The following is a 17,814-nucleotide window of genomic DNA, read 5'->3' as shown; positions in this document are numbered from 1 at the left end:
GTGAGATCTCCTATTGTTCTATTTACTTATAATCGCGTTAATCATACTCAACAAGTGGTAAAAGCCTTGTTGAAAAATGAGTATGCTTCGGATACTGATTTAATTATTTATTCGGATGCATCTAAAAATGATAATGCCGTTCAGGATGTTCAATTGGTACGGCGGTATTTAAGTACAGTTTCAGGTTTTAAATCTATAAAAATCATTGAACGTTTGGAAAATTTCGGTTTAGCGAGAAATATCATTGATGGCGTTACATCTGTTGTTAATCAATATGGAAAAGTAATTGTTCTGGAAGATGACTTAGTTGTTTCTCCCTATTTTCTTAAATACATGAATGAAGCACTTGATTTTTATGAAAAAGAAGAACAGGTTATTTGTATTCATGGATATGTATATCCGGTAAAACAAAGACTACCTGAAACCTTTTTTATAAAAGGTGCTGATTGTTGGGGATGGGCTACATGGAAGCGTGGATGGGATTTGTTTTGTCCAGATGGAAAGCTCTTACTTGATAGGATAAACAAGCATAATCTGAAGAAAGAATTTGATTTTGAAGGATCTTATCCATATTATAAAATGCTTAGGGAGCAAGTCAAGGGAAATAATAACTCTTGGGCTATTCGTTGGTATGCTTCTGCTTTTTTGAATAATAGACTGACTCTGTATCCAGGGACTTCGTTAGTTTCTCAAATAGGAATGGATGGAAGTGGAACCCATTGTGACACTAATTCTATATTTGATGTTCAATTACTTGATAGGCCCATAAATATATCTAAAATTCCAATTGAACAGACTTTGTCCGCAAAAAAGATTTTTACTTATTATTTTAGATATACGATGAAGATAGCAAAGCTTCGCTCATTTATAAAAAGAATGATTAAATGAAAGAAATCCTGATTCAAAAAATGCCGGCGAAATTATTTATTCTGCTGAAAGGCTATGGCTGGTATGGCAACTTTGCAACTTGGGGTGCTGCTAAAAAGTTAACAACAGGTTATGAATGCGATAATATAGTAGATCAAGTAAAGGATTCTTTACTTAAAGTAGTAAAAGGAGAAGCTGCTTATGAAAGAGATTCTGTACTTTTCAATGAAGTAAAATATTCTTGGGAGCTAGTTTCGTCATTATTATTTATAGCAAGTTTGCATAATAATTCTTTGAATATAATAGACTTTGGTGGTTCTTTAGGTAGTACTTATTATCAGAATCGTTTTTTTTAGAAGGCTTGTATTCTTTGAAATGGAATGTAGTTGAACAGCCCAACTTTGTAAAAGAAGGAAAATTGTATTTTGAAAATGAGACATTGAAGTTTTATAATTCTGTAGAGGAATGTGTATTTAGTGCTAAAGAAAAAATAAATACTGTATTATTTTCCAGTGTCCTTCCATATTTAGAAACTCCTTATAATATATTAGAAGAGGTATTTAGTTATAAGATTAAGTTTATAATTATAGATAGAACAGGATTTACATTGAACGATAAAGAGCGAATTACTGTCCAGAAGGTTCCGAACTCTATTTATAAGGCTTCATATCCTTGTCGCTTTTTTGCGTGGAGATCTTTTGTTAAGTTTTTTGAAGATAATGGATATGAACTAATGTATGATTTTGATGCATTAGATAAGGTTAATATACCTTCAAAATATAAAGGCCTTGTTTTTAAATATAAAGAAAATGCTTAATTTTTGTACTCTTTTTGACTCTGTCTATCTTTCAAGAGGTTTAGCAATGTATAATTCGCTGAGTCAACATTGTAAAGATTTCCATTTATATATATTTGCTTTTAATGATAAGTGCTATTCGATCCTGAAATCGTTGCAGTTAGTAAATGCTACAGTGATTTCTCTATCTGAGTTTGAAGACGAAGAGTTATTGAAGGTGAAACCTACCCGTACTCGAGCGGAATATTGTTGGACATGTTCTTCTTCAACGATTCTATACGTACTTAATAATTATAAAGTGGATCATTGTACTTATCTGGATTCGGATTTGTACTTTTTTTCTTCCCCTCAGGTCTTATTGGATGAGATGGGAGATAATTCTGTATTGATAACGCCTCATCGCTATACTCCGGAATATGATCAGAGTGAGAAAACCGGAATCTATTGTGTTCAATTTGTCACCTTTAAAAATAATCAAGAAGGACGAGTTGTACTTGAATGGTGGCGTAATGCTTGTTTGGATTGGTGCTATAATCGATTTGAAGAAGGACGTTTTGGAGATCAGAAATATCTGGATGATTGGCCTGAGCGTTTTGAAGGTGTTTATGTCTCCCGAAATTTGGGGGGCGGAGTAGCCCCTTGGAATATGCAACAATATGAGTTTGAACAGTTGAATGATTGCATAAGAGGGCGCGAACTGAAAACAAATAAAAGATTTCCTGTAATCTTTTTTCATTTTCACTCTTTTGTCTTTGTTACTCCGGACTATTTCTCTCCCCGGCCTTATTATGAAAGAAACGAAACTTCAATCGTTTTGCTTTTCAAGCCATATGTGAAAGAAATCAAACAAATAAGAATTAATTACCCTGCGATACAAACTTCTGAGTTATATTTGCATGGATGGAAATATTATAAGTATCTGCTAGAGCTTCTTGTTCGTCGCGGACTGAAGGAAAAAAAATATATTAAATTATTACATGAGAACTAAAATATGGCTCATATCATAGATTTGAAGACGTTTACAGATGATCGTGGAAATCTGACTGTAATAGAAAAAGTATTACCGTTTGATATGAAACGAATATTCTATATATATGGTGTTGATGATTCAGAGAGAGGTGGTCATCGTCATCATAAGACAGTACAGGCGGCAATTTGTCTGCAAGGTCATTGTACAATATCCAATAATACAGGGAAAGAGAAACAAGTCTTTGTCTTGGATTCTCCCCATAAATGCCTGATATTGGAACCGGCAGACTGGCATATCATGCATCATTTCAGTAAGGATGCTATCCTTATGGTTATAGCATCTGAGTTTTTTGATTCAAATGATTATATCTACGAACCTTATGATTGAATATGAAAGTTTAGGGAGATTGAATAAATCTTTCGAAGATGAATATGTGCAATGTTTTAGAGAGTTACTGAATAGTGGTTGGTATATTCTTGGTAAACAGGTTGCAACATTTGAAGAGGCATTCGCGCAATACTGCGGAACAAAACATTGTATAGGGGTTGCCTCTGGACTGGATGCTTTAATGCTGGCTTTACGTTGTTATGATTTTCCTGCAGGAAGTGAAGTACTTGTCCCTTCGAATACCTATATCGCAACTATCCTATCTATTCTTCAATGTGGTCTTAAGCCAGTGTTGGTAGAGCCGGATATCCATACATACAATATCGATCCTCTCAAAATAGAGGAAAAGATAACAAAGAATACCAAGGCGATCATGGTTGTTCATTTGTATGGGAAGGCATGTGATATGGAACCTATTATGCAGATCGCCGGCAAATATAAGTTACCCGTTATTGAAGATTGTGCACAGGCTCATGGAGCAATGTATAAAGGGCAGAAAGTCGGAACTTTTGGTATCGGGGCTTTTTCTTTTTATCCGACTAAGAACTTAGGTGCTTTAGGAGATGCGGGGGCTATTACAACGAATGATCAGGAAAAGAAAGATCTGTTTATGGCTTTAAGAAATTACGGGTCTAAAATTAAATATCAGAATGATTATATAGGTTATAACTCTCGTTTGGATGAAATTCAGGCAGGCTTATTAAGTGTAAAGCTTAAATATCTTGATAAGATTAATCGGCATAAGAGAGATTTGGCAGCAATATATCTGAAAGAATTAAAAGATGATTTTATAAAACCGTCGGTTTCTTCAGACTATTTTGATGTATACCATATCTTTAATATACGTCATCCAAAACGGGATGAGTTAAAAGAATATCTTCTGAAAAATGACATTAAAACAGATATTCATTATCCGATCCCTCCGAATAAGCAGAAAGCTATGGAAGGAATTATTATTGGAGAATATCCCATATCGGAAGAAATCCATAGAACGACATTGAGCCTCCCTATTTCATTCGGTCATACGGAAGATGATATTTATAAAGTAGTAGAGACGATAAATAAATTCTGATGGAGGCTTATTTTTATTGGGGTAAGAACTTGGGAGATGTTATTTATCATTCCTGTGTTTGCCTTGCAGAAGGATTTACAGAAATGGGAATAGCATGCTATTCAGACTTTTCCAATTGCCTTACTGGCATTGGAAAAGATTTTTTAATAAAATATGATGACAAGCACTCCCTCTCTGATGCTGATATTGTAATTATCCATTATACTATATATGAGCGGGATCCTCAAGCTGACGAAACGTTAATCCGGTTGAATAAGAAACCGAGAAAATATATTACGGTTTTTCTGGATGACAGTGATGGCCTACGTACTCCAGGATTTAGAAAAGGCGGCCGTTCGTGTGATATTGTTTTGAAGTCGCATTATAATAAACTATACAAATATCCTCAAAATTTCCATCCTTGGCAGTTTGGTCTTTGTAATAGAATATTAAAAGCTGTATCTCCTTTACCTTATAAGGAACGTGTCCCTCAGGTTCTGGTAAATTTTAGAGCAAAGCATCAATTAAGAGATTTTGTCGGGAATTTGGTTGCTCCTGTTTTTTCAAAGTATATGATTTGGAACACATCGTGTGATGCTTTCTCTAATGAGGGACTGGAGGGAGATGATCTTTTATACTGGAAGCAGACCGGTGCAAGGCATTATCCTGAATACTACAAGAAACTGTCATCGAGTATGGCTTGTGCTTGTTACGGAGGGGTTTTTGCTATTCCTGTGGGTAATTATAATAAATATACTGCTAAAATTGCACGTGAAATAAATGGAGTCTTGAATATTTATGAATGGGATAGAGTTCGTCAATGGGATTCCTGGCGTTTGTGGGAAGCTTGGGCTGCTGCAGCTTGTGTAATTCATGTGGATTTGGAAAAATACGGATGTGTATTACCTGTAATGCCGGAGAATGGTAAGCATTATATTGGTATAGATATTAAAAACGTGGATCGATTAGATAAGCTCTTAAGCCAGGATGCAAAAAGTCTTGATGAATCGTCGGTCTTAGGGGAGATTGCTACGAATGGTCGGGAGTTTGTTTTAGAAAATTATACACCCCGGAAAGTTGCCGAACGTTTGTTGGCAATGATTAATTTATAGTTTCTTTTTCATTAATGAATATGCAACAACCTCTTTTTTCAATTATAACAATCACATATAATGCTTCCCGCTGGGTGGAGCAGACTATTCTTAATGTGCTGAGCCAGTCGTACTCAAATATAGAGTATATTGTTATTGACGGAGGTTCGACAGATGGAACAGTGGATATAATAAAACAATATGCTTCTGGTATATCTTATTGGGTCAGTGAACCGGATAAAGGTATTTATGATGCGATGAACAAGGGGCTTCAAAAAGCGACTGGAGATTATGTCTGGTTTATAAATGCAGGGGATTCTTTGTATACTTCAGATACCGTACAGCGAGTTGCCTCATTGGTACAGAAAAAGAAAATTCTGCCTGATATTATATATGGGGAAACCTTTATTGTTGATGAAGATGGTAAATCATTGGGGAAACGGAGATTGAAGGCTCCCGAGAAACTTACATGGAAAAGTTTCAGGATGGGGATGTTAGTTTGTCATCAGTCGTTTATAACAAAACGTACTATTGCTCCGTTATATGATTTAAAATACCGTTATTCGGCTGATTTCGAATGGTGTATTCGGTGTATGAAAAATGCACGGAGAATATATAATACACGAATGGTTCTCTCTAATTTTTTGGATGGTGGCGTGAGTACAACACAAAGAAAAGCGTCATTAAAGGAGAGGTACGATATTATGTGTCAGTATTATGGAATAGTGTCGACATCGCTGTTTCATATATGGTTCGCTATACGTTTTTACGCGGCCAAATGGTTTAAAGGAAGAGTATAAACAAATAATATATAATATGCATAGTATTATGAAAAATGTGGGTAAGCATATCGCTGCCCTTATCTTGTTTTTAGGGTTAGTAATGGCTTATTTCTCTCCGGCTGTATTTGATGGTAAGGTCATCATGCAGGGGGATAATATAAAAGCTACGGGTATGGGAGGAAGCCAAGCTGATAAATATGCAAAAACGGCCGAGCCTGGAGAATTTAGCGTTTGGTCGGATGCAATGTTTTCGGGTATGCCTTATGGTCCCGGATATGGAAATCCGGCTCCGGAGTTACCTTCTTACAGTATAGTGGATAGTTGGCTGAAAACAGTAGGATATGGAGATGCTGCGATGGTTTTTGTAGGCCTGGTTTGTTTTTATCTTTTGATGTGCATCATGGGGGTAAACTGGTGGTTAGCAATTGCCGGGGCTATTGCTTTCGCCTTTGCATCTTATAATATTATTATCATTGAAGCAGGGCATATAGTAAAGGCTTATGTGATTGGGTATATGCCTGTTACTTTAGCTGGAATGTTCCTGTTATTCAAACGTAAATGGTTGTGGGGAGCTGTGTTGTTCCTTCTTGGCGTTGCGTTTTCTTTATATAACGGACACATCCAGATTACCTACTATTTAGTACTACTTTGTTTATTCATCTATTTGGGATATGCGATAAAGATGTTTAAAGAAAAGGCCTACGGAGAGTGGATGAAAACATCTTTGATTATGGCTGCTTGTGTTATTCTGGCCGTGCTACCCAACGCCAAACATATGTATTCAAACTGGGATTTGGGTCAACACTCCATCCGTGGAGCTTCTGAGCTGACCCCCAAAGCTGATGAAACAGGAAAAGTAGAGAAAGCTTCTACAGGGCTGGATAAAGACTATGCTTTCCAATGGAGTTATGGCTGGAAAGAGTTGCTGACGGTTATGGTTCCCGACGTATATGGAGGTGGCTCCGGAGGAACTTTGGATAGTTCTTCTGAATTATACAAAGAACTTAAGAAGAATGGGGCACAAGTGGGGAAGGAAGTACAAACTTATACTTACTGGGGGGATAAGCCGTTTACTTCCGGGCCGGTTTATTTCGGGGCGTTGGTTTGTTTCTTGTTTGTCCTGGGTATGTTTGTGATCCGTAATCAGATGAAATGGTGGCTGTTAGGAGGCTCTGTCTTTTTGACGTTCCTGGCTTTAGGTAGGAATTTTGATGCCTTTAATGATATCATGTTCCACTATTTGCCTTTATATAATAAGTTCCGTACTGTGGAGATGGCATTGGTAATACCGGGATTGGTGTTCCCTCTTGTCGGTATCTGGGGATTGAGAGAAATTTTGACAGAAAAGATTGAAGAGGCACGTTTAAAAAAGAGTTTTCTTTGGTCGCTGGGAATAACCGGTGGTATTTGTTTGATACTTTGGTTAATGCCTTCCTTATTATTGAACTTCCATTCGCTTTATGATGCCCAGTTCCAGAATCAGGTTCCGGAATGGTATTACACTGCCTTGTTGATGGATCGTGCTTCGTTGGCTTCTGCTGATGCATTACGTTCTTTGATTTTTATTCTTTTGGGAGCCGGATTGCTTGTGTGGTTCTGGAAGTCGAAGAATAAAACCAGGACTTCTATGTTTGTGAGTGCTGGTATGGCTGTGCTGATCCTGGTTGATTTGTGGAGTGTGGATCGTCGTTACCTGAATGATAGTAATTACGTGAAAGAAACTGCACAGGAAACATACAAAGAAAGTGTTGCCGATAAAGAAATATTTAAAGATATGGATGAGTCATTCCGTGTATTTGGTCTGAATAATCCTTGGCAGGATACAAATGTCTCTTATTTCCATCATTCTATTGGAGGATATCATGCTGTTAAATTGCGCAGATATCAGGAGTTGATCGACCATCGGTTAGATGGAGAGTACCGGAATATAATCGGAGCTTTACAAAAGGCACGATCTGTTGATGATATAATGTCGGTTCTGGCTGCGTCGCCTTCTTTGAATATGCTGAACATGCGTTATATTATCTATAATCCGGATCAGGCTCCGATTCGTAATCCGTATGCTTTTGGCAATGCCTGGTTTGTAGACAAGGTTGAGATAGTAGATAATGCGGATGCAGAAATAGAGGCTTTAAATGTGATCAATCCGTTGGAGACAGCTGTTGTCGATAAACGCTTCGCAAAAGATCTGGAAGGTTTTACACCGCATAAAGACTCTACGGCTACGATCGTTCTTGAAAAATATCGTCCCAATCGTTTAACTTATAAGACTAAAGCCGATTCGGAACAGCTGGCTGTTTTTTCTGAAATCTATTATCAACCAGGTTGGAAAGCTATGATCGATGGAAAAGAGGTTCCTCATTTCCGTACAGATTGGATATTGCGGGGAATGTTAGTTCCGGCAGGAGAGCATACGATAGTTTTTGAGTTCCGTCCGGAAGCTTATGTGACAGCGGCCTATGTCTCGTCTTACAGCTCATTCCTGATCCTGTTGTTGCTGATAGCTGCAGTTGGTTGGTCTGGTTGGAAATACTGGCAAGAATCTCGTAATACTACAGATATAAAAGACAAATGATCTCTTATTCAATCATAATACCCGTATATAACCGTCCGGTTGAAGTTCGCGAGTTGTTGGACAGTCTGTTGGTGCAGACGTTTAAAGACTTTGAGGTTTTAATTATAGAAGATGGTTCTGTCGTTCGGTGTGATGAGGTGGTTAAAGAATATGCGGACAGGTTGAATGTACGTTATTTCTTTAAGCCGAACTCCGGACGAAGCCTGACCCGTAACTATGGGATGGAGCGTGCAGAAGGTAAATACCAGATCTTTTTTGATTCGGATTGTATTATTCCTGCCGATTATTTTCAAAAGGTAACAGACTATCTGAAGGAAACAAATGCCGATTGTTTCGGTGGGCCAGATAGGGCACATTCGTCTTTCTCCCTGATGCAGAAAGCTATCAGTTATTCGATGACCTCTTTTCTGACAACCGGTGGTATCCGGGGGAGTAAAAAAGGATTGGAGAAGTTTGTCCCACGTACGTTCAATATGGGATTCTCCCGGGAGGTTTATCAGAAGGTCGGTGGTTTTAAGGATATGTTCGGAGAGGACATTGATTTAAGCACCCGTATCCGCAAAGCCGGATTCACCGTAGAGTTGTTCCCCGAAGCCTATGTCTATCATAAGCGTCGGGTGAGTCTGAAATCTTTCTACAAACAGGTCTATGTGTTTGGTATGGCTCGTGTGGATTTATATCTGATGCATCCGGACTCATTGAAATTTGTACATCTGCTCCCTGCTGTTTTTGTCTTGGGAGTTTTGTTCCTGCTGATCTCCTCATTTATTTGTCTTTGGGCATTGTTACCTTTAGGTATATATATCCTGGCATTATTCCTGGAATCTTTGTGGGTAAATAAGAGTTTGTCTATCGCGTTGCTGTCTATTATAACCAGCTTTATACAGTTAGGCGGATATGGTAATGGCTTTATCTATGCGTTTGTTCGTAAGGTGATTTTGAAACAAAAGGTCGATGTTGAAGCAGAACTGAAGAAACATTACAAGAAAAAAGCCTGAGCGAAACTTAATAAATCAGAATAATGGGCCTGGTAGAGTGTTTTTGAAATCTCTCCCGGGCCATATTTATTTCCAATAAAAATACCTGTAATCCCTGCATTCTTTGCAAAGAGCATATCGCTTATACTATCGCCGGCCATAAAACTGGTAGAGAAGTCGATGTCCGGAAAGTCCTGTTTAACCTGAAGAGCCATGCCGATATTCGGTTTCCGGCTTTTATGGGAATCGCTGGTTGCCGTACAAACATATACTTTGTCTATTCTTCCTCCGTGAAGTGCTATCGTAGCCAACATAGAGGCATGTATCTCTTCTAATGTCTCCCTACTCATAACCCCTTTACCAACCCCTCGTTGATTAGTAACGATCACGATATGATCGAACAAGGGGGAAAGAAGTTCGAGGGCTTCCAATACTCCGTCAAGGAAGATGAACTCGTCCGGTGATTTGACATAATCATGCGGGCGTTGTTTGTTGATAACGCCGTCGCGATCCAGGAATAACGTGCTATATGGCTTTGTACTTTTCATCTTTAAAGTCTGTTTGGGCACGTTCGTAATCTTCGGGGATACCGATGTCTATAAAGTAACCTTCCGATATATAGCCGGAAAGGGTAGAGGTACGAACAGCCGTTTCAAAGAAGTCTTTCTCCAGTGAGAACTTTATCGGGAAGTTATCCAGTTCGTGACGGTTGATCAGGTATACACCTCCGTTGATCAGGCCTGATTCGCAATACTGCTTTTCGTTGAAGCGCAGGATACGGCTGGTTGGCTGTTCTATATCGACCACTCCGTATCTGTCGAACTTCTTCATTCTTTTCAGGGCAACGGTAACCGCCGATTGTGTAGCCTTATGCAAGTTCAACATCTCCGGATAACGGACGCCAAAGAATGTATCACCATTTAAGACAAATACTTCGTTGGTTTCAGCCTTAGATAAAGCCAGTCTGACGGCCCCCCCCGTACCCAGCGGAGTCTCTTCCGTAACGGTAGATATATGGATGGGGAATGCATTGGCCTCGATCCATTCCTCTATAATTTCATGCTTGTATCCCAGGGCAAGGATGATATGGTTGAATCCCGCTTCAATCAGGGAAGTAATCAGGTAATACAGGAAAGGATGTCCGGCCACCGGCGCCATACATTTAGGAACGTCCGATACTACGCTTTGTAGCCGTGTCCCCATTCCTCCTGCCAGTATGATACATTCCATCTTATTTCTTTTTACCGAATATTTCTTCTTCTACCAGCTCGCAAATGATATGTCCGATGGTGATATGCGCTTCTTGGATGCGCGGTGTATCGGTAGACGGCACATTGATGATGAGTTTGGATAATTCACGCATCCGTCCCCCGTCGGAACCAGTAAAGGCCACCGTCGTGATCGCCTTTTCATGGCACGTCTCGAATGCTTTTACGATATTGGGCGAATTACCCGAAGTGGATAAGCCTATCAGGACATCACCGGCTTTCCCTATGCCCGAAATAAGGCGGGAATAGATGATCTCGAAGCTAAGGTCGTTGGATACGGCTGTGATGTAAGAAGAGTTACAGTGTAATGCTTCGGACGGCAGGATATCCCGTTCCAGATAGAACTTACCGGAGAACTCGGCAGCCAGATGTTGTGCATCGGCGGCACTTCCCCCGTTTCCGCAGAAATAGACCCGTCCCCCGTATTTGAAACAGGTGACAATCGTTTCAGTGATCTGTGCGATCATGTCCTGCAACTTCTCATCCGACAAGATCTGCTCGATTACGTCGCGGTGTTGCTCCAACCGTTTTCTGATTATTCCTTTACTGTCCATGTGTTCAATCCTTTCTTGCAAAATTCAAATTGTTGTATATGTCCGATATTCATCTTCTCCAATACTTCGGACACTTTATAGCAGCTATTGCCGGGGCAATAGAAAAACATGAATCCTCCCCCTCCGGCTCCGGAGATCTTTCCTCCCAGGGCACCGTTGGCGATGGCTGTTTCGTAGATATGATCGATAAATTCGTTGGAGATATTGCGTGCCATCTTCTTCTTGTTCGTCCAGCTCGTGTTCAGGGCTTTTCCCAATTCGATGAGTTCGTCCCTTAGCAGGCAATTCTTCATGCGGAAAGCCTCATGCTTCACGTTGTGCATGGCTTCCAGCGAATCGTTTTTGTTGTTTTTGACGTTCTCGGCCTGTTCTTCGATGATCTTTCCGGAGCAACGTTGCTGTTCGGTATAGAAAAGGACAGTGTTCATCGCCCATTCCTGCAGGATATCGTCACTGATACGGAGCGGATTGACGATTACTTTGTCGTCTTCCAGGAACTCCATGAAGTTGACACCTCCGAAGGTGGCCGCATACTGGTCTTGTTTACCACCGGCCATGTTGAGGTCGATACGCTCTATTTCGTAAGCGTAATGTGCAATGTCGTATTTACCCAGCGGCAGTCGCAGCCATTCGGTGAATGCTCCGAGAATAGCGACAACGAGGGTGGAAGAGGTGCCGAGGCCGGAACCGGAAGGCACATCCATCTGGGTGATCAGTTCGAAAGAAAGAGGTTTTCCGTTGTTATACCGCGAAACGATCGAGTTGTAGATGCCCCGTTGTAGCAACAATCTGCCTTCCAGTGGAAGCTGGCTGACGGCATCGAACTCCTCCGTGATGTTTTCGTTGATGTGGATGAGCCGTATCTTCCCGTTATTAAGCGGGCGGATAGTGGCGTGGGCATATAAGTTGACGGTAACGTTGAGGATAGCACCACCATAGAGGTCTGAATAAGGAGATACATCTGTCCCTCCTCCGGCAATACCCAATCTGAAAGGTGCTTTACTTCGGTATAACATAACTGTTGTCAGGAGTTTTATTTATTCGTGATCGTAATAGGATATCGATTGCGACCGTAATAGGGTGTCAATTGCGACCGAGATGAGGTATCAATCCCGACCGAGAGGATGTGTCGATCGCGGTCGGGATTGAATGCCTGTTAATATCTGTAGTGATCAGCTTTGTACGGGCCTTCTACCGGCACTCCGATATAATCGGCCTGTTTCGGGCTCAACGTAGACAGTTTCACACCGATGCGTTCGAGGTGCAGGCGGGCAACTTCTTCGTCCAGGCGTTTCGGCAGGCGGTAAACACCTATTTCGTAAGGCATTGTCCACAAATCGATCTGGGCTAATACCTGGTTGGTGAATGAGTTACTCATCACAAACGACGGGTGGCCTGTTGCACAACCCAAGTTTACCAAACGGCCTTCAGCCAGCAGGAAGATAGAATTTCCGGTAGGGAATGTGTATTTATCCACCTGCGGTTTGATGTTGGTATGCTTGATATTCGGGTAGTTAACCAGGTTGTCTACCTGTATTTCGTTGTCGAAGTGACCGATGTTACAAACAATTGCCTGATCCTTCATCTGCGACATATGTCCGATCGTGATAATATCACAGTTACCGGTAGTCGTAACGAATATATTTCCTTCCTTAACGGCATCTTCCATCGTAGTCACCTCAAATCCTTCCATTGCAGCCTGAAGTGCACAGATCGGGTCGATTTCAGTCACCAGCACGCGGGCTCCGTAAGAGCGCATGGAGTGGGCACAACCTTTACCTACGTCACCATATCCGGCAACGACTACCACTTTACCTGCAATCATTACGTCGGTTGCACGTTTGATACCGTCGGCCAGCGACTCGCGGCAGCCATACAGGTTATCGAATTTGGATTTTGTTACAGAGTCGTTCACATTGATAGCCGGAACCAGCAGTTCGCCTTTCTCCATCATCTGGTACAGACGGTGAACACCGGTAGTCGTTTCTTCCGAAACACCCTTCATTTCAGCTATCGTACGATGCCAGCGCTGGTTATCTTCTTTCAGGATACTGTTCAGTGTATCCAGAATAACCTGTTCTTCATGGTTTCCACCTTTACGGTTGATCGTCTCAGCGTCATTTTCAGCGCGATATCCCATGTGAACAAGCAGAGAAGCATCGCCTCCGTCGTCAACAATCATCTGCGGGCCTTTTCCGTCAGGGAAACGGAGTGCCATATCGGTACACCACCAGTATTCTTCCAGTGTTTCACCTTTCCAGGCAAAAACGGGAACACCTGTTGCAGCAATAGCTGCGGCGGCATGATCCTGTGTAGAGAAGATGTTACAGCTTGCCCAGCGTACATCCGCTCCCAACGCAACTAATGTTTCGATTAACACTGCAGTCTGAATTGTCATGTGCAGTGAGCCGGTGATACGGGCACCTTTCAGAGGTTTCTGATCGGCATATTTCTGGCGAAGCGCCATCAATCCCGGCATTTCGTGTTCGGCGATTTCAATCTCTTTGCGACCGAATTCTGCCAAACCCATATCTGCCACTTTGTAAGGCAGATTAGTTGGAAATAATTGTGACATAAATAATAATTATTTTGAATGTGTGGCAAAGATAAGAAGAACACGCTAATTACCTGTAATAAATTTATAATTTTGCAGGTCGAAAATACAAATAGGGTTTTATAGTTATGAGTATCAAATTAAGGGATAATATCACCAGGGTATTGGGGGTGATTATTGGTTTTATTCTCATTTTCGGATGTACGGACAATAATGACAACGATGGGCCGGCGGAAAGTAAATACGGTCTTATCCGAATGTCAGAAAATGATTATAATTCCGACAATACGGCTTATATTTTGCAGGATGGCGAACCGGATAGTTTACTTTTCAACCGCAACCAACGTAGCTTTTGTGTAAACGCGCCTTTACAAATTTCTGTAACTGAAAACCAGGAATTTCTTTTCCGCTTTTATAGCCCGAGAGGAATCAAAAATGTAATTGTGTGGGCGACCATAGAAGGATATGAAAAGGAATTGCGATTTGCGGAATTTACACATATACATCCTTTTCAAGAATTCCGGATAAAGATACCTTTTATCAATAACGATAAAATCTATTCTACCCGGGAGGGTGAAGAAGTGATTGTATCGGCAACTCCCGAGATCAATGCTAAAGATTTTAAGTTCAGGATCGAGTCTGCCGATCCGGTCTATCAGGGCATGATCAATGTCAAACCTAAATGGAACATCTGGTTCGGTAAATATTCCGGTTCCAACTGGGGGAGCTTTGGTCCGCATCTTGCTCGTGAAGCGGTAGCCTTGTCCCTGAATATGGCGGCAATGTTCTCCACTTCTTTGTTTGAACAGGAGTTAGATAAATGGAAGGGAAAACTGATTAATAATGGAAACATTGTTGACATCAACATTTTGAAGAAACAAATTACTAATCATTCAGGGTTTTGTTTCGGACGTGTCGTAAATGTGGTAGGACTGGGAGGAGGAAATACCTACGGATTAGGTGAATATGTTTATCTAACCCATTATGCCGACGATGCAAACGGGAGTGACACTCCCTATCACGAAATGGCACATTGTCTCGGCTACGGACACAGTGGTAATATGACTTATTATCCGGCGGAAGGGGGATTCCCGACCGTTTGTATGAAAGTGTATTCGCAACTATCCAGGGAAAAGAAATTGCCGGTTTATTCACGTCGTTTCTTGCATACGAGGCGAAACAAGAACTTGATAGAGAATAAAAATATCTATACCGCTTCGGCCTATATCATTGAAGATCCGGAGCTGGATGCCATAGATGGCGGACTTAGTATTCCTTTTACAGAAACAGACAAAGCCGGCAATGAGGGTTCTCCGCTTTCCTTTACCATTTCTGTACTGGATGTTCCCGGAGCCACCGTTGAAACGTTTCAACCTAAAGCCGCTCACTTGTATCAAAATACACTCTATGTGGCCAACAGTGCTCCCGGCAATTACAGTCTCGAAATCTTTGACGTTTCTTCCGGTATCCGCCATATACGGAGTATTCGGAAATGGACAGATAACAATACAGCAGAGACTTTTGCCGGAGAACCTACTGGTGTAACCCGTTCTTTCAATAAGATATACGTGACAAATGCAGGAAGTCGAACGGATGTGTTCGATGCTTCCACATATGAATTTATAACATGTATCGGAACCGGGGCTTGGGGAGAAGGTGCTTATCAGACTGTGCATGCTTTTGATGTGGCAGCCAGTCAAGGTAGCATCCTGATTCGGGATAAACGTAAACTGGTCGTCGTTTTGGAAAACGACGTACAATCTGGGACGGCACGACGGATTCCTATTTACAGTCGAAGTGTCAATCTAAAAGAAGCTGCCGGAACATATGGAATTGCTGTTAACGAAGAGGGCCTCATATATGTAACTGCCCAAAACACGAAAGAAATTCATATTTTCGATCCGAAAAACATACGGGAAGGTAATAGTGGCTTCATGTATAACAGCGTATCTCTCGGTTTCGAAAATGCGCCGCAATCATTGGCTTTTATTGATAATCGATTATTTGTAACTTTACGTATCAATAGTAAACAGTCTGAACTATGGGAAATAGATCCGTCTAATGGTAAGTTGCTGCAAAACTATACTGCTTCTTTTACCAATCCTGAAAAAATAATGGTTTCCCGCCGAACTTTGCTTGTGGTAGATCGTGGAACTCAAAGTATTAAAGCGATTCCTATAACCGATTTATAGCAAATTATTCCGCGTCGGTATATTGAATAAAAATAGCCGTTGGGCAATGCCAACGGCTATTTTATAAGTAAAAGCCATCTGTTTTATACCGGAGTGATACCTTGTTCGGCCAGCAATTTGAGGCTGAGGTCTTTCAATTTGAACTTCTGTATCTTTCCGCTACCCGTCATCGGGAAGGTGTCGACAAAGAAGATATATTTCGGTATCTTATGACGGGCAATCTTTCCACGGCAGAAATCTTTTACCACATCGTCAGTCATCGTAACGCCTTCATGCAGGATGATAAACGCACCGACTTCTTCTCCGTATTTCTTGGACGGAACGGCGGCCACTTGGACGTCTTTTACACCTTCCAGATGATAAAGGAATTCTTCTATCTCACGCGGGTAGACATTTTCGCCTCCACGGATGATCATATCCTTGATACGGCCGGTGATACGGTAGTAACCGTTTTCGTCTTTTATACCGAGGTCGCCGCTATGCAGGAAGCCTTCTTTATCGATCACCTCGGCAGTCGCGGCAGGATTGTTATAGTAACCTTTCATGTTGTTGTAACCACGGTTACACATTTCTCCCTGTACGCCAACCGGACATTCCTCGCCTGTTTCAGGATCGATGACGCGTACTTCCGTAAATTCAAAGTCGCGGCCAACCGTATTGTGACGTGCTTCTGCCGGATCATCGATACGGGAATGGGTCATACCGGGTGATGTTTCCGTCAGGCCATATACACTGGTTACCTTCATATACATTTTCTCTTCTACCTGACGCATCAGTTCCACCGGGCACAGTGAACCGGCCATGATACCGGTGCGCAGCGAAGTCAGGTCGAACATCGGGAACATCGGGTGGTTGAGTTCGGCAATAAACATGGTCGGAACGCCGTAAAGTGCCGTACATCTTTCTTTGTGGATGGACGCCAGCACCACCAGCGGATCGAACTTTTCGACCATCACCTGTGTGCAACCATGTGTCAGTACGTTCATGGAAGCCAATACCACGCCGAAGCAGTGGAAGAGGGGAACACAGCAACAAAGCTTGTCTTCGGTAGTGAACTTCATATGCTCACCAGTCAGCAGACCGTTGTTGGCTATATTATAGTGCGTCAGCATGACACCTTTCGGGAAGCCAGTCGTGCCGGAAGTATATTGCATGTTGACAACATCGTGGCAGGTAACGAGCTTCTTGGCATCTTCCAGTTTGTCGTCGCTGATGTTTTCTCCCAGCAATAACAGTTCCGGTGTGTTATACATACCGCGATATTTCTCCTGGCCGATATAAACGACATTCTTCAGTTTCGGGAAACGTTTGCTTTTCAGGTAGCCGCGCTGTGATTCTTTCAGCTCGGGAAGCATAGCATACATCATGTCGATATAGCTGCCGTCGAAGACACCGTCGGTGATACACATCGTATGAATATCGGCGTTCTCTACCAGGAATTCCAGTTCATTCTGCTTGTAGTTCGTATTTACTGTGACGGCAACAGCCCCAATCTTGGCAGTTGCATAAAGGAAAGTCAGCCAGTCGGGGACATTGGTTGCCCAGATACCGACATGTGTGCCATGCTCGATTCCGATAGACAGCATTCCTTTTGCCATCCGGTCTACACGGTTGTTGAATTCTTTCCAGGTGAAACGCAGGTCGCGATCCGAGTAAACCAGATATTCTTTATCCGGGATGGTTTCGGCCCAATGCTCCAACCATTGCCCCAGTGTTTTGTCTTGCAATTGTATTTCCATATCCTTCTTTC

Annotated in this window: 17 protein-coding genes; 11 read left to right on the top strand and 6 right to left on the bottom strand. The window is 41.6% G+C overall.

What is annotated here, in order from left to right; all coding sequences use genetic code 11:
• From HMPREF1212_RS19960 to HMPREF1212_RS19920, 10 genes are read left to right on the top strand one after another with little or no spacing between them, the layout of a single operon-like run.
• On the top strand, positions 1-888 hold the full coding sequence (locus tag HMPREF1212_RS19960; protein WP_052725059.1) for a glycosyltransferase: 888 nt from the start codon (positions 1-3) through the stop codon (positions 886-888).
• Positions 885-1,223 (top strand): class I SAM-dependent methyltransferase, encoded by a 339-nt coding sequence (locus HMPREF1212_RS26405; RefSeq protein WP_052725058.1) that lies wholly within the window; start codon positions 885-887, stop codon positions 1,221-1,223. The genes HMPREF1212_RS19960 and HMPREF1212_RS26405 overlap by 4 nt, the downstream gene beginning before the upstream one ends.
• 14 nt (positions 1,224-1,237) lie before the next feature.
• Positions 1,238-1,684 (top strand): methyltransferase, TIGR04325 family, encoded by a 447-nt coding sequence (locus tag HMPREF1212_RS26400; RefSeq protein ID WP_157317075.1) that lies wholly within the window; start codon positions 1,238-1,240, stop codon positions 1,682-1,684.
• Positions 1,677-2,651, top strand: coding sequence for a hypothetical protein (locus HMPREF1212_RS19950; protein ID WP_046150814.1), 975 nt, complete (start codon positions 1,677-1,679; stop codon positions 2,649-2,651). Before HMPREF1212_RS26400 ends, HMPREF1212_RS19950 begins: the two co-directional genes overlap by 8 nt.
• Positions 2,652-2,654: 3 nt before the next feature.
• Positions 2,655-3,020, top strand: coding sequence for a sugar 3,4-ketoisomerase (locus tag HMPREF1212_RS19945; protein WP_028726480.1), 366 nt, complete (start codon positions 2,655-2,657; stop codon positions 3,018-3,020).
• Positions 3,013-4,092, top strand: a complete 1,080-nt coding sequence (locus tag HMPREF1212_RS19940; RefSeq protein ID WP_028726479.1) for a DegT/DnrJ/EryC1/StrS family aminotransferase — start codon at positions 3,013-3,015, stop codon at positions 4,090-4,092. Before HMPREF1212_RS19945 ends, HMPREF1212_RS19940 begins: the two co-directional genes overlap by 8 nt.
• Positions 4,092-5,183, top strand: a complete 1,092-nt coding sequence (locus HMPREF1212_RS19935) for a glycosyltransferase (protein WP_028726478.1) — start codon at positions 4,092-4,094, stop codon at positions 5,181-5,183. The genes HMPREF1212_RS19940 and HMPREF1212_RS19935 overlap by 1 nt, the downstream gene beginning before the upstream one ends.
• Positions 5,184-5,203: 20 nt before the next feature.
• Positions 5,204-5,962 (top strand): glycosyltransferase family 2 protein, encoded by a 759-nt coding sequence (locus tag HMPREF1212_RS19930; RefSeq protein WP_044191433.1) that lies wholly within the window; start codon positions 5,204-5,206, stop codon positions 5,960-5,962.
• A gap of 16 nt (positions 5,963-5,978) precedes the next feature.
• Positions 5,979-8,519, top strand: coding sequence for a YfhO family protein (locus HMPREF1212_RS19925; RefSeq protein WP_046150813.1), 2,541 nt, complete (start codon positions 5,979-5,981; stop codon positions 8,517-8,519).
• Positions 8,519-9,517 (top strand): glycosyltransferase, encoded by a 999-nt coding sequence (locus HMPREF1212_RS19920; RefSeq protein ID WP_198293301.1) that lies wholly within the window; start codon positions 8,519-8,521, stop codon positions 9,515-9,517. The genes HMPREF1212_RS19925 and HMPREF1212_RS19920 overlap by 1 nt, the downstream gene beginning before the upstream one ends.
• Here HMPREF1212_RS19920 and HMPREF1212_RS19915 read toward each other — a convergent pair.
• From HMPREF1212_RS19915 to ahcY, 5 genes are all read right to left on the bottom strand, one after another.
• A complete protein-coding gene (locus HMPREF1212_RS19915) occupies positions 9,499-10,044 on the bottom strand; it encodes a D-glycero-alpha-D-manno-heptose-1,7-bisphosphate 7-phosphatase (protein WP_046150811.1) in 546 nt (181 codons plus the stop codon). The genes HMPREF1212_RS19920 and HMPREF1212_RS19915 overlap by 19 nt on opposite strands.
• Positions 10,022-10,726 carry a nucleotidyltransferase family protein gene (locus tag HMPREF1212_RS19910; RefSeq protein ID WP_046150810.1) on the bottom strand — a complete coding sequence of 235 codons (705 nt, stop codon included), beginning with the start codon at positions 10,724-10,726 and terminating at the stop codon, positions 10,022-10,024. The genes HMPREF1212_RS19915 and HMPREF1212_RS19910 overlap by 23 nt, the downstream gene beginning before the upstream one ends.
• Before the next feature lies 1 nt (position 10,727).
• A complete protein-coding gene (locus tag HMPREF1212_RS19905) occupies positions 10,728-11,318 on the bottom strand; it encodes a D-sedoheptulose-7-phosphate isomerase (RefSeq protein WP_046150809.1) in 591 nt (196 codons plus the stop codon).
• Positions 11,300-12,334 carry a GHMP family kinase ATP-binding protein gene (locus tag HMPREF1212_RS19900; protein WP_046150808.1) on the bottom strand — a complete coding sequence of 345 codons (1,035 nt, stop codon included), beginning with the start codon at positions 12,332-12,334 and terminating at the stop codon, positions 11,300-11,302. The genes HMPREF1212_RS19905 and HMPREF1212_RS19900 overlap by 19 nt, the downstream gene beginning before the upstream one ends.
• Positions 12,335-12,474: 140 nt before the next feature.
• Positions 12,475-13,893, bottom strand: a complete 1,419-nt coding sequence (gene ahcY, locus HMPREF1212_RS19895; RefSeq protein ID WP_046150807.1) for an adenosylhomocysteinase — start codon at positions 13,891-13,893, stop codon at positions 12,475-12,477.
• Positions 13,894-14,000: 107 nt separating this feature from the next.
• Here ahcY and HMPREF1212_RS19890 point away from each other — a divergent pair, with 107 nt between their 5' ends.
• Positions 14,001-16,064, top strand: a complete 2,064-nt coding sequence (locus HMPREF1212_RS19890) for an NHL repeat-containing protein (RefSeq protein WP_046150806.1) — start codon at positions 14,001-14,003, stop codon at positions 16,062-16,064.
• An 83-nt stretch (positions 16,065-16,147) separates the two neighbouring features.
• Here the strand turns inward: HMPREF1212_RS19890 and HMPREF1212_RS19885 are convergent, their stop codons facing one another.
• A complete protein-coding gene (locus HMPREF1212_RS19885; RefSeq protein WP_044191427.1) occupies positions 16,148-17,803 on the bottom strand; it encodes an AMP-binding protein in 1,656 nt (551 codons plus the stop codon).
• Positions 17,804-17,814: the final 11 nt, after the last annotated feature.

The organism is Parabacteroides sp. HGS0025 (assembly GCF_000969845.1).
GTDB lineage: Bacteria > Bacteroidota > Bacteroidia > Bacteroidales > Tannerellaceae > Parabacteroides > Parabacteroides gordonii.
This window is presented reverse-complemented; position numbering and strand designations above follow the sequence as displayed.